The 12,830-nt window shown below is 69.9% G+C and carries 9 protein-coding genes; all 9 read left to right on the top strand.

What is annotated here, in order from left to right; all coding sequences use genetic code 11:
- Positions 1-32 precede the first annotated feature (32 nt).
- The 9 genes from eccD (at position 33) to ACF1BH_RS10275 (ending at position 12,829) form a co-directional block, all read left to right on the top strand.
- Positions 33-1,388 (top strand): type VII secretion integral membrane protein EccD, encoded by a 1,356-nt coding sequence (gene eccD, locus ACF1BH_RS10315; RefSeq protein WP_391641980.1) that lies wholly within the window; start codon positions 33-35, stop codon positions 1,386-1,388.
- 49 nt (positions 1,389-1,437) lie between these two features.
- Positions 1,438-2,649, top strand: coding sequence for a MinD/ParA family protein (locus tag ACF1BH_RS10310; RefSeq protein WP_391641979.1), 1,212 nt, complete (start codon positions 1,438-1,440; stop codon positions 2,647-2,649).
- A gap of 57 nt (positions 2,650-2,706) precedes the next feature.
- Positions 2,707-6,681 (top strand): type VII secretion protein EccCa, encoded by a 3,975-nt coding sequence (gene eccCa, locus ACF1BH_RS10305; RefSeq protein ID WP_391641978.1) that lies wholly within the window; start codon positions 2,707-2,709, stop codon positions 6,679-6,681.
- 91 nt (positions 6,682-6,772) lie between these two features.
- A complete protein-coding gene (locus tag ACF1BH_RS10300) occupies positions 6,773-8,185 on the top strand; it encodes a DUF6177 family protein (protein ID WP_391641977.1) in 1,413 nt (470 codons plus the stop codon).
- Between the two features lie 191 nt (positions 8,186-8,376).
- Positions 8,377-8,709, top strand: coding sequence for a hypothetical protein (locus ACF1BH_RS10295; RefSeq protein ID WP_391641976.1), 333 nt, complete (start codon positions 8,377-8,379; stop codon positions 8,707-8,709).
- Between the two features lie 47 nt (positions 8,710-8,756).
- Complete coding sequence (locus ACF1BH_RS10290; protein WP_391641975.1) at positions 8,757-9,068, top strand: pore-forming ESAT-6 family protein; 312 nt, start codon at positions 8,757-8,759, stop codon at positions 9,066-9,068.
- Positions 9,069-9,200: 132 nt separating this feature from the next.
- The gene (locus ACF1BH_RS10285) at positions 9,201-9,653 is read left to right on the top strand and encodes a DUF6507 family protein (protein ID WP_391642201.1); all 453 of its coding nucleotides are present in this window, start codon (positions 9,201-9,203) and stop codon (positions 9,651-9,653) included.
- Positions 9,653-12,175 (top strand): hypothetical protein, encoded by a 2,523-nt coding sequence (locus tag ACF1BH_RS10280; RefSeq protein WP_391641974.1) that lies wholly within the window; start codon positions 9,653-9,655, stop codon positions 12,173-12,175. Before ACF1BH_RS10285 ends, ACF1BH_RS10280 begins: the two co-directional genes overlap by 1 nt.
- A 9-nt stretch (positions 12,176-12,184) precedes the next feature.
- The gene (locus tag ACF1BH_RS10275) at positions 12,185-12,829 is read left to right on the top strand and encodes a hypothetical protein (RefSeq protein WP_391641973.1); all 645 of its coding nucleotides are present in this window, start codon (positions 12,185-12,187) and stop codon (positions 12,827-12,829) included.
- The last annotated feature ends 1 nt before the right edge of the window (position 12,830 follow it).

Raw genomic sequence — 12,830 nt, 5'->3', positions numbered from 1 at the left:
GCCGTCAACGCCGCGATGATAGGTTCCCGTAAGTGGTGAGCAGAGCAACGACTTCCCGGGCGCAACTGAGCCGAGTGACCTTGGTCGGCGAGCGTCGCCGGGCTGACATCGTCCTGCTTTCCGATACGCCCATCGGGCAGTTGCTCCCCGACATCTTGAAGTTGCTGGGTGACCGCCCCGCTTCGGGGCCGATGTCACGGCAGCTGATCACGTCTGACGGTTCCGTTCTGCCGCACGACAGCACGCTGGCATCGGCCGGGATCGTCGACGGTGCGGTACTCCGGCTCGTCAGGACGCACTCCGCGCCGCCCGCACCGGTGGTGCACGACGTCACGGACCAGGTGGCGGACGATCTCGATCTGCGGGCCTGGCGGTGGCGTCCCGCCGCGCGCCGGGCGAGCGCGGGGGTCGCCACGGTCGCCTTCACGGTGATCGCCGCACTGCTCGCCCGCCGCGAGTTCACGCTCGACGCCCTCGTCGGTCCGTACGCGGCTCTCGCGCTCGTGCTCCTGGCGGCCGGTCTGCTCGTCACCAGGGTCGGGCAGGGGAACCGGGGCCTGACGACCGCGCTCCTGCTCGCCTCCGGCGGGCTCGGTGTCCTCACCGCGTGGACGGCCGCCGACGCGTACGCCTGGTCGGGCGCGGCACGGCTCGCCGGTGTCGCGGGTGTGCTGGTGCTGACGCTCGGGTGTCTCGGCTACTTCTCGCCGCTCGGCAGGGGTGGGCTCGTCGGCGCCGTGACGACGGCCGTGCTCGCCGTGGTGTGGGAGGTGGTGGCCGCCGTCCAGGGCGATCCGGCGCGGCTCGGCGCCGTCATGGCCGTGTTCTCGCTGGTGCTGCTGGGCGTGCTGCCGCGGCTCGCCCTGATGGCGTCGGGGCTCACCGCGCTCGATGACCGCCGCTCGGGCGGGGTCTCCGTCAGCCGGCACCAGGTGGGGACCGCACTTGCGGCGACGCACCGGGGCCTTGCGCTGTCGACGGTCGTCACCGCGGTGTCGGCGGTTTCCGCCGGGTGGTTGCTCACCTTGGCGGAGACGCCGACCGTGTGGACCGCTGTGCTGGCGTCTCTCGTCGTCGTGGTGCTGGTGTCGAGGGCGCGGGCCTTCCCGCTGGTCGCCGAGGTCGTGGCGCTCCTGGTCGCCGCCTCGTGCCTCGTCGTGCGCCTGGTGATGGTGTGGATGGAGCATGCGGGGGGTGCCGGGCCGCTCGCCGTGCTGGGTGCGGCCGCGGTGGTGCCGCTGCTGGCGTTGGCGGTGCAGGTACCCGAGCATGTACAGGTGCGGCTGCGGCGCGTGGCCGATCTGGTCGAGTCCGTGGGCATGGTGGCGCTCTTCCCGCTCGCCTTCGGTGTGTTCGGGGTCTACGGGCAGCTGCTCAACCAGTTCTGAGTCGATGTGCAGGCGCTCCGGGCGCAGCAGGGTGGGGTGAAAGTCAGGCATGCCGAGCGGAGACGGCTGGCAGGGTGAGGTGCTGCGCGAGGTGAGAGGCGGCGGCCCGCAGGGTTCGCAGGGGCCCGGCGGAGGGACACACCAGGTGTCCTCGTCCGGTCCGGGTCCGTCCGCACCACATGCCCAGGTCCAGGAGCAGTACGGGCAGGCCGCCCACCCGTACCCGGGGCAGGCGCAGCAGGCGGGGCACCAGGCCGTCTGGCCGCAGCAGGCCGCCCTTCGGAAGCAGGAGCAGCACGCCCCTGCGACGTACCCGTCGGCTCCCCAGTCCCATGGTGCGTCCGGCTCCCGCCCCGTGGTGGACGAGGCGCTGGCCAGCGCAGTACGGCACAAGCCGCAGCACGGCGAGTCCTTCGCCGCGCGGGCCGCGCGCGCCCTGCGGCGCACGGTGTCCTCGTCGGCGGCGCGCGAGGTCGCCGACGTCACCCGGACCGCCGGGGTGCTTCAGCAGCCGGTGACGACCGGTCGGCAGATCGCCGTGACGTCCATACGGGGCGGCTCGGGCAAGTCGACCGTCTCCGCGCTGCTCGGCACCACGTTCGCGCATTACCGGCAGAACCCGGTTCTCGTCCTGGAGGCCGATCCGGCGCTGGGCACGTTGCCGTTGCGGCTCGGTGCCCGGTCGCGGCGCTGGACCACCGGCGAGATCGCGGACCTCGTCACGCCGGACATGACGCTGCTCGATGTCACCGGCTATCTCGTCCAGCTGCCCGACAACGCCTGGCTGCTGCCGGCGAGCCAGGGGCAGATCGGTGCGATGCTGGACAGCCGGGCGTACGAGCGGGCCGTGGTGGCGCTGCGGCGCTACTTCGGCGTGATGGTCGTCGACTGCGAGACGCTGCCCGCCGAGGTGGCCCGGGTCGCGCTCGCCGCCGCCCATGGCCGCGTGCTGACCGCACCGGCCACCCCTGAGGGCGTCACCAGCACGTACGCGGTGCTCCAGTGGATGCAGGGGCTGCCCCCGCATGTGATCGCCGGCACCGTCGTCGTGCTCACCGAGTTGATGCCGCGCTCACGGATCGACCTCGACGAGGCCGCGGAGAAGCTCAGGGCCACCGGGGTGAGCGTGCAGGTCCTGCCGTTCGACCGGCACCTGGCAGCGGGCGGGCCGGTGCAGACCGCCTTGCTCGCCCACTCGACCCGGCAGGCCGCCGCCCGCATCGCCGCGGACGCCTTCCACCTCTCCCAGCAGCGTCACTGACCAGATGCCGAGCCCGACCGTGAACAACGGACGACGAACCGTGAATGACGGACGCCGATGAGTACCCGACTGATCCACCGCCCGGCCCGGACCGTCAGGCCCCCGGCCGTCCCCGAAGCGCGCATCATCGAGGCCCCGCCGAACCTCCCGGAGGGGAAGGCGGGCAATATCGCGATGTCGCTGCTGCCCATCGCGGGTGTCATGTCGTCCGTGGTGATGATGACGGTCGTCCGCAACAGCCAGTTCGCCGCGCTGGGCGCACTGATCCTCGTCGTCACCGTCATCGGCTCCCTCGCGCTCGTCTTCTCGCAGCGCGGCAAGGCGCAGCGCACCCGCCGCACCCAGCGCGAGGCGTACCTCGCCTACCTGGAGGAACTGCGCGAGGAGCTGTCCGCCGAGGAGCGGCAGCGAGGCGAGCGCGCCGATGTCCTCAACCCGCCGCCGGCCGCCCTCTACGACATCGTGCGCGATCCGGCGCGCCTGTGGGAACGCCGCCGCACCGACCCCGACTTCCTGTCCGTGCGCGTCGGCACCGGTGAGATGCCGGTTCGGGACGTGAGGATCGCCCAGCAGGACTCGTCGGTCCTCACCCCGCCCGACCGCTTCATGCTCAACGAGGCGTCGGCGCTGATATCCCGCTTCCGTACCGGTACCGAGCTCCCCCTCACCGTCCCCCTCGACCGCGTAGGCAACATCAGCGTCATCGGCCCCCGCGAGGACTGCCTGCGCGCGGTGCGCGCGCTGCTCGTCCAGACCTCGGCGCTGCACTCCCCCGACGATGTGGCGATGGCGCTGGCCGTGCCGGGCGACCGGCTCGCCGACTGGGAGTGGGCGAAGTGGCTGCCGCAGCTGCTCGACGACGAGCAGTTCGACGGCCCCGTGGCCGCTCGCCGTATCGCCCCGTCCGCGCCCCAGCTCGCCCGGCAGCTCGGCCCCGAACTCCGGCGCCGCGCCTCCTACGCGGCCGAGGTGCGCCGCGGCCTGTCCGGCAACGACGCGTTGGCCATGACGTCCCGGCTGCTCGTCGTCGCCGACGGGCACGGCGAGGATGCCGTCGAGCTGCCGCGCCCCGATGAGGCGGTGGGTCTACGCGAGATGGGCGTTACCGTTCTGCACCTGCTCGCGCAGCGGGTTCAGGAGCCGGGGCAGGTCAGTGTCCGGATCGCCGTCGACGGCGGCCAGGTGGTCATCGAGGATCTGCGCGGGCAGGAGCCGGTCCTCGCCCACGGCACCGTGGACGAGGTCGGTATCTCCTTCGCCGAGGGTCTGGCCCGGATGGTGGCGCCGCTGCGCCTGTCCGCCGAGTCCCGCGTCGACGCGCCGCTGACCGGGCCGGTGGACTTCGCCGGTCTGCTCGGCATCGACGACATGGCGCGCCTCGATCTGTCGCAGCTGTGGGCGCCGCGCGGTGAACGCGCCTTCCTCCGGGTGCCGATCGGCGTCAACGACTCCCATGAGCCGGTGCTGCTGGATCTGAAGGAGTCCTCCGAGCTGGGCATGGGCCCGCACGGTCTGTGCGTCGGCGCCACCGGCTCGGGCAAGTCCGAGCTGCTGCGCACCCTCGTCCTCGCCCTGGTGGCCACCCACCCGCCGGAGGATCTGGCCCTGGTGCTGGTCGACTACAAGGGCGGTGCGACGTTCGCGCCGTTCGCGGACCTGCCGCATGTCGCAGGCGTCATCACCAACCTGGAGAACCAGGCCGGTCTGGTCGAGCGGGTCCACGCCTCGCTCGCCGGGGAGGTCAAGCGCCGCCAGCAGGTCCTCAAGGACGCGGGCAACATCGCCGACATCGGCCACTACGCCGCGCTGCGCGCCGACGGCCGGTCCGATCTGGAGCCGCTGCCGCATCTCTTCGTCGTCATCGATGAGTTCGGCGAACTGCTCACCGCCAAGCCGGACTTCATCGACCTGTTCCTGTCCATAGGCCGCATCGGCCGCTCGATCGGCGTGCATCTGCTGCTGTCCAGCCAGCGCATCGAGGGCGGCCAGTTGAAGGGCCTGGACACCTACCTCTCCTACCGGCTCGGCCTGCGCACCTTCTCCGCCGACGAGTCCCGTACGGTCCTGGACACCGCCGACGCCTTCCACCTGCCGCCGCTGCCCGGCTTCGGCTACCTCAAGGTCGACACCAGCCACTACGACCGCTTCAAGGCCGGCTACGTCTCAGGCGCCTACCGCGGCCCCGTTCAGCAAGAGGCGGATGAGGAGACCGGGCCACTCGCCCTCCCCTACGACACGTACAACTCCTTGTCCCGTGACGAAGCCCCGGACGCCGGAGAGCCGACGGTGCGGCGCCGTGAGACGGGGCCGACCGAGCTGGGCGTCATGGTCGCGCAGTTGGAGAACGCGGCGGGCCCGGTGCGCCGCATCTGGCTGCCGCCGCTGCCCGACGCCGTCGCCCTGGACGCCGTCGCCGGGCCGCTGGATGCCGGACCGCGCGGTATGCAGCTCTCCCGGCGCCGCGGCCCGCTCCAGATACCGCTCGGTGTCCTCGATGACCCGGCCAAGCAGTGGCAGGGGCAGTGGTACCTGGACCTGACGGTGGCGGGCGGTCACGCCGCCGTCATCGGCGGCCCGCAGTCCGGCAAGACCACGCTGCTGCGCACCCTCGTCCTCTCGCTCGCGCTGACCCACACCCCGCAGGAGGTCGGCGTCTACGGCCTCGACCTGGTCGGCGGCGGCCTGGCCGCCCTGGCCGGCCTCCCCCACGTGGGCGGCATCGCGGGCCGCGCCGACCGCGAACGCGCCGCCCGCACCGTCGAAGAAGTGCAAGCCATGCTCGCGGCCCGGGAGAACATCTTCCGCGACCACGGCATCGACTCCGTCCCCCAACTGCGCGACCTGCACGCGGCGGGCCGACTGCCCCAGCTGGCCTCCGCCGAGATCGTGCTCGTCATCGACGGCTTCGGCGCACTGCGGGACGACTTCGAGGAGTTGGACGACGACGTCGCCGACCTCCTCAAGCGCGGCGGCGGCTACGGCATCCACGTGGTGGCGGGCATGCTCCGCTGGAACGACGCGCGCATCGCCGTCCAGTCGAACTTCGGCACCCGCGTCGAGCTGCGCCTGAACGACCCGAGCGAGTCCAGCATCGACCACAAACTCGCCCAGACCCTCTCACCCGACGAGCCCGGCCGCGCCCTCACGGACGGGAAGCTCTTCGCGCAGGTCGCGCTCCCCCGCACCGACTCGCTCACCGACGCCGCCGATGGGGGCACCGTCCTTGAACGCACTGCCCGGACCATCCGCGCCACCTGGAGCGGCGAGGTCGCCCCACCGGTACGGATGCTGCCGCACCTCCTTCAGCCCGACCTCCTGCCAAGCCCGGTCGCCGAACCGCGACGCGTACCGATCGGCCTCGACCAGACGGCCCTCCAGCCCGTACTGCTCGACCTCTTCCACCACGACCAGCACCTGCTGATCCTCGGCGACAGCGAGTGCGGCAAGACGAACCTGCTGAAGGCCATCGCCGACGGCCTCATCGAACGGTACGGCGAGGACGAACTGGTCTTCGCCGTCATGGACCCCAGGCGCTCCCTGCGCGGCGCGATCCCCGAGGAGTTCAACGGCGGCTACGCGTACAACGCCCGGCTGTGCGCGGGCCTCGCCCACGGCATCGCCGGCGTGCTGGAGCAGCGGCTGCCCGACGACAGCACGCACCCGCAGGACCTGGAGCCCGGCAGCTGGGGCGGCGGCCCGCGCATCGTGGTCCTCGTCGACGACTACGACGTCCTCACCACCGCCGGCCAGGAACCACTCGCCCCCTTCCTTCCCTACCTCCCCTCCGCGGTGGACATCGGCCTCCACTTCGTCCTCACCCGCCGCGTCGCCGGCGCCTCCCGCGGCCTCTACGAACCCGTGGTCCAGGGCCTGCGCGAATCGGGTTCCGCGGCCCTCGTCATGTCCGGCGACCGCGGCGAGGGCCAGCTCTTCCCCGGCGTCTACGCCTCCCCGCAGCCGGCCGGACGCGGCGTCCTCCTCCGCAGGGGCCACGCCAACCGCCTCATCCAGACCGTCCACTCCCCCACGTGAAACACCAGGCACCTGCCCGCGCACACACGCAGGCCACGAGACGCACGGCATCGGCATCCCCGCCACGAACGACGAAGGACCGGACGACCCCATGACCAAGGACGTCATCGCCCTCACCCGGCGCATGCCCACCCCGGGCGCCGTGCTCACCGGCCTGCTCTCCGGAGGCCCCGACACGCTCGTCGACACCACCGGCGAAGGCGCCGTCGTGCGGCTCTGCGACGACGAGGGCCGACCGCTCGTCTCCATCGAGGCCCCGCTCCTAGTCCAGGTCGCAGGCGAAGCCGAGCGGCTGCTCGGCGCCACACCGCCGCCGGTTCCGTACTGGTGGACCGAGGCCCGCGCCACCACCGGCGTCGACGCCGCCGAGCGCCTCGCGGGCACCTTCGCGGCCCGGCTGGCCGCACTGGCCGACGGCTCCGCCTGGCCACCGGAGGCCGCACACTCCCTGGCCGTGGTGAACACCGAGAACGTGAGCGCGACGCCCTCTGAGGGGCAACCTGCCATCGACGTCCTCACCGACAAGGTCGCCGTCGTCATCCAGGACCGCCCGGTGGTCGCCATGACCGCCTGGCTCTCCGACGCGTACCGCGCCGCCGCCACCGCAGAGCTGGGCCTCCAAGTCGTCACCCCACCGGGAACCACCCTCTCCCCGGCCGTACGCGACAGCCTCAGCACCTGGCCCTCCCGCTGGGTCGTACGCGACGAACGCGACGGCTACTACGACGGACTGACCGGAGCCGTACTGCGCTGGCAGGACGGCATGTTCGCCCCCGTGGCCTCGGCCGACGCGACCGCCGACGACCCACACACCCCGGTGGCCACCACCTACCAGGAGGCGGCCACCACCGGCGAACATCAGCTGGCCGTGACCTTCCGCACCGTCCACCCGGCGGACGACCGCTTGGTCCTCGGCAGCGCCCTGGAAGCGATATGGCGCGAACTGACCGGCGCGCCCCCGGCCGGATGGGGGACCGCGGAACCGGCCAATCTCCCCTGGTCACCGCGCCAGATCACCGACCTCGCCCGCGAGAGGGCACCCGAGCCGACCTGGTGCGTGGTGGTCGGCAGCCCGGACCGGCGGGCTCTCGCCACGGTACGTATCAGCCGGACGACGGCGGGCGTCGAGGAAGACGTCACGCTGATGTTCGGCTACGGCCCCGACGAAGAGCCCCCGGTGGACGCCTTGCCCCGCGCGGCGGAGCTGCTGGCCACCCGCCACCGCCTCCAGTCGATGCTCGTCCAGCTCCGCAAGGCCCGCCGCGACCTGGCGGTGCCGCCCCGCTTCGAAGGCCCGGGAGTCCCCCTCGCCTTCGTCCTCGGCGCGGACGAGGTCCGCCAGATGCCCGACGACCGCGCGCGACACGCCCCGCTGTCCGAACCCCCAGTCCCTCTCGGCCCGAAGACGCACCCGGCGATGTACTACCCGCTGCCGGGAGACCCGTCGGATCTGTCGGGCTGGCAGGACTTCGAGCGCCTGATGCGGCACCTGAAAGGCGAGTGAGCACGCCTGGAGCGGGGACTGACATTCCGGCCCCCCTGCTTGGCCACGCTACGGCGGCGGGGCGGTCGGACACCGGCTCTGAGGCGTTGTCACACCCCGGTCGTAGCATCGGGAGAGCAGATTGCACGAGCGATCCGTACTTGATAGGCATAACCGTACAAACGATCGTCACGTTCAGCAGGGGGAGCCGGATGAAGTTCGACATGGGAGCGCAGACGCTCTCGACGCTGAAGTCCCGGTCGCAGGGGTCGAGCACGGAGCTGGGGACGTTGATCCGCCAGCTCGTGCAGGCGGCCCAGCCGCTGGAGGGCAAGTTCAACGGCTCCGGTAAGGCGGCCTTCGATGCGTTCAAGTCGCATGCGGACGAGATCACCGCGGAGTTGAACAGTGCGCTGGCCGGGATCGTGGGCGGCCAGTCGGGCATGGAGACGGCGTTCAGCTCCGGTGTCCAGGAGCAGGCCGACAACGCCCGGACGCAGATGGCGGGGGCCAACTTCGACGCGGCCCGCTTCTCGGGCCGCTGACCGCCCGCCCAAGGGCGCGTACTCAGATCTCAACGGGGAGGAATGTGATGACCGCAGGCAAGGACCGCCGCTCGTACGACTCGGGCGCATCGTCGGAGACACAGGGCAACATCCAGGCGGTGATCGCGCGCCTGGAGCAGGTGATCGCGGCGCGTGACGCGCAGGTGAAGCAGGCCATGGCGGACTTCACGGCCGACGGTGTCGCGGACGAGTACCACGGCAAGGAGGTGCGCTGGAACCGCGCCTCGCAGGAGGTCCAGAGCATCATCCGCCTGCTCAAGACGACGCTGGAGAAGAACGACGCGACCGCACACCACACGCTCCAACGCGCGAAGGCCGCGGTCGACAACATCGGCTGACCGGCCTCGGTGCACCGGCAGAAGAAGCAATCTTCAGGGTGCGTCGTCGGGTTGTCAGCTGTGAGGGGGGGCGCATCGCTGCGGATGGTCGCTGCGGTGCGGCAGAGAGGTATGCAGGAGGCGGGGGCGTTCATGGCGTCGTGGGACATTCAGCCGCAGGGTGTGCAGGGCCAGTTGAAGGTGGTCGGCAAGCACGCCGAGGACCTCGGGGACGTCCTGCGCGCGCTGCTGGCGGACATGCAGGAGGCTGCGCAGGCGGCGGGTACGGCCGTGCCGGGCTCCCAGGCGCAGGTGCTGCCGAGTGGGCAGCCGGTGGCGGCGGGGTACAAGCCGGTGGGGCCGGTGGCTCCCGGTCTCGTGCCGCACGGCGCGACGGGGCCGGTCGCCGTGGCGCTGGCCGAGTACGCGAAGGAACGCCAGTCGGACTTCAAAGCGATGGCCGACCGCTGCCAGGCCGCCGTCCTGGGCGCGGCGAAAGCCACCAATGAATACGTCGAAGGCGACCTGGAGGCGGCCAGGAACGCCCAGAACGCCGCCCGAACTGTGCGGCTGGATGCACTGAAGGGCTTCGGGGGGAAGAAGTAATGAACGACGCTCCGGTCGACCCGGCCGAGGTACCGGTCTTCACCGGTGATCTGGGCCTTCTCGAATCCAAGGTGAAGTCGCTCTCCCACAGCGCCCCCAAGGTCAAAACCGCCGGCTCGGACGTCCACACGTCCTTCGGCGGACTGTCCGCCTTCTACAAGGCGCCCGAGGCGGAGCAACTGTTCGCCGTCACCAAGCCCGTGGCGGACAAAGCCCACGACGTCAGCACAGACATACGCACCATCGCCGGCGCCCTGGGCACCTACGCCCACGAGATCGCTCCGCTCGTCAAACAGCTTGATCAGCTCAAGCGGGATGCTGCCGACTTCCGTCACAAGGTCGCAGGGGACGACGACTGGCGCGAGGACGGCGACCTGACCGACGAAAACCTCAGCCGCCGCAACAAGATCGCCGAGGTCTGGGCCGCGTTCCAGGCAGCCGAACGCGACTGCCACGCCAAGATCGTCGCTCTGGTCGGCGGCAAGAAGCTGCACGCGATCGACGGCTCCCACAAGACGGGCTACGGCTACCACGCCGACGATCTCAAGCAGTCCGAGCACCTGCCCTGGGGCGATGCGGTCGAGGAATCCGTGCCGTGGTGGAAGGTGTGGCGGCACGCCTACGACTTCGGCAAGGGCGTCGTCGTCGACGGTGTATGGGGCACCATCAGGGGCCTGGGCACCCTGCTCTGCGTCGACGGCTGGGACGCCGCCGGCCAGGCATGGACCGGCCTGGCCAAGCTCTCCACCGGCATCTCGATCACCACCATGCCGCTCCTGGGCCCCGCCTTTCTGGCGATCCCGGGCGACAAACTCCCCTCCTGGCTCCGGGACTCCCGCACCGCCATGAAGGAGACCGGCAAAGCCCTCGTGGCCTGGGACCAGTGGGAGTCGAACGCCCCCCGGGCCGCCGGCGCGGTCACCTTCAACGTCCTGACCGCCGTCTTCACCGAAGGCGCCGGCGCCGCCGCCTCAGGCGCGGGCAAAGCCGGCGCCGCAGCCAAGGTCATCTCCTTCGCCGGCAAGGCGGGCAAGGCCATCGACCCGATGACCTACGCCTTCAAAGGCGCAGGCGCAGGGGTATCAAAGATCAGCGCCGTCATGGCCCACCTCAAAGACGCCGGCCACTTCAAGATCCCACAGATCTCCGAAGGCGCCTTCGCCCTACCCGAGGGCGCCGTCCAGATGTCGGACGGCACGATCCAGCTCCCCAAGGGCACCGCCGTCCCGGAAGGCGCCACCAAACTCCCGGACGGCACCATCAAACTGCCCGAAGGCACGGCCACCCTCCCACCCCACACGGTGAAGGACCCCTTCACCGGCAACTACACAGACGCCACCGGCAACCTCTACAACAAGGACGGCAACCTCCTCCAGGACGCCCAACACGCCCCCAGGGGCGCGTCTGCCTCGGGCGCGGACAACCCGCGAATCGACGCCCCGGTCCACCAGGAACAACGGGTCCCGGCCAGCGTCGGCGGACGAGGCGACGACGGCATACACAGCGGTTCAGATACGTCCGAGCTGGTACGCACGGGCAACAATGCAGGCCACGGCAGGACCGGACCAGGTGACTACGCCCCCATGGGCCAAGCTGACGGCCACAGCGCCCCCGGTGGCAACGCGGGAAACCACATACCCACCAACCACCTGGACACCAACCCGACGAGTGGCGGCGGCCGCCCCTCAGACACCACGCCAGCGGGAGAAGGCCACGGCACGGGAGATACACAAGGTGTCCCGCACCAGGAGAGTCACGGGAACGGGACACACGGCGGCCATGACGAGGCAGTTTCGTCCGACGTTGGATCAACGAGTGGCGGCGGCTCGGGCGATGACGTCCATGGGGCGGCTGACCCAAGCGCCCCGGATGAGCAGCCCCCCGTGCATCTGCAAGGCGACGGCGTTGCACAACAGCCACTGGGCAAGATGGCCCCCGAGCAGGAGGAAGCGGTCACGGCGTCTCTGGTTGACTCGAAGGTGCCTCCGGTGGACCAGGAGCGGATGCTGACCCAGCTCCGAAAGTCAGGATACGGTGCAGCCGTTGCCGATTACATCGCCAACCGACGATTCTCTCACCTCCCCGGCTATAAGGACCTGATCTTCCAGGTGAAGCAGAAAGACATGATGCCAGCTGTCCATCAGGCACTGGAGCATGCGGCTGAACTTCAGGCCAAGAACGTGGGGAACATAGAATTCGAGTTGAAACTACCAGAACAAAACCTTGATCTGGACGTTCTGGTCAGATCTGAGAACGGCATCGAATACGGCGCTCAACTCAAAGATCTGGAGAGCGCCAAGGGAATCAAGTCGGCGGTAACGAAGATCGCAAAGATGCAGCTGGCAGGACCCGGCGTGAAGGTAAAGGTCGCGGTTCTCGACATCGCCGACACCAAGAGCGCATTGACAGAGCGAGCATTGAACGCTGTCCAGAGGGCTGCCGATCGAACCAACGCCTCCTTCGAGCTAAGATTCCAAGACGGTTCTCTCACCGTATTCCCGACCAACGCAACTACACCATAAGGAAACCCCATGTCGACTCTAATGCGCGCACCGAGGGAATGTGGCTCATGGTTCTGGGACCTTGAGGACGTCACCGCGCCAGGGCTGGAATCAGCTCTTGAGACGGCCGCGCGCATGTCTGCCCTCCTGCAGGAAAACAAGCTGCTGGAGCCTGTTTCCTTGGAGTGGAGCTGGTTCGAAGTCGGCAAGGGAGGGCTCGGCATTCACAGTCGCCTCGACATCGTCGGGCGCTCCTTGGATGACGTCGGAATCGCCGAACAGGTGCGGGCATGCCAACCAGCCCGCTACCCTTCAGCAGAAATGTCAGAGATTACGGTGGTGGGTTCCGGTATCTGGCTCGATGCTGAAGGAAAATGCCATCGTGAACCTGGCCTGGTCGAAATCAGCGTCTCCCCTGACCTCATCGGCCCCTCAGCGGAACTCTCAGTTTTCCATGACGTATGGGGCTCATGTGATTTCAGCGGGAGGCCACATCCCGCCGTGCACGCACAAAATGCCCCACGCCTCGCGGCAGCACTGCGTAGCTTGGACATGTTGCTGGGAGTTGCAGCCGAGCCCGGCGAGCCGACCTATTTCGGGGTCGCCGAGGGCTACGGGATCAAGGCACCTGACATCATCGACGGGCTCGGCCCCGACCTGACCGACCTACTCTGAC

This window comes from Streptomyces sp. NPDC014733, from assembly GCF_043083385.1.
In the GTDB taxonomy this organism is placed as follows: Bacteria; Actinomycetota; Actinomycetes; order Streptomycetales; family Streptomycetaceae; genus Streptomyces.
Note: the sequence above shows the minus strand (reverse complement) of the source record. Positions and strands in the feature narration are given on the sequence as shown.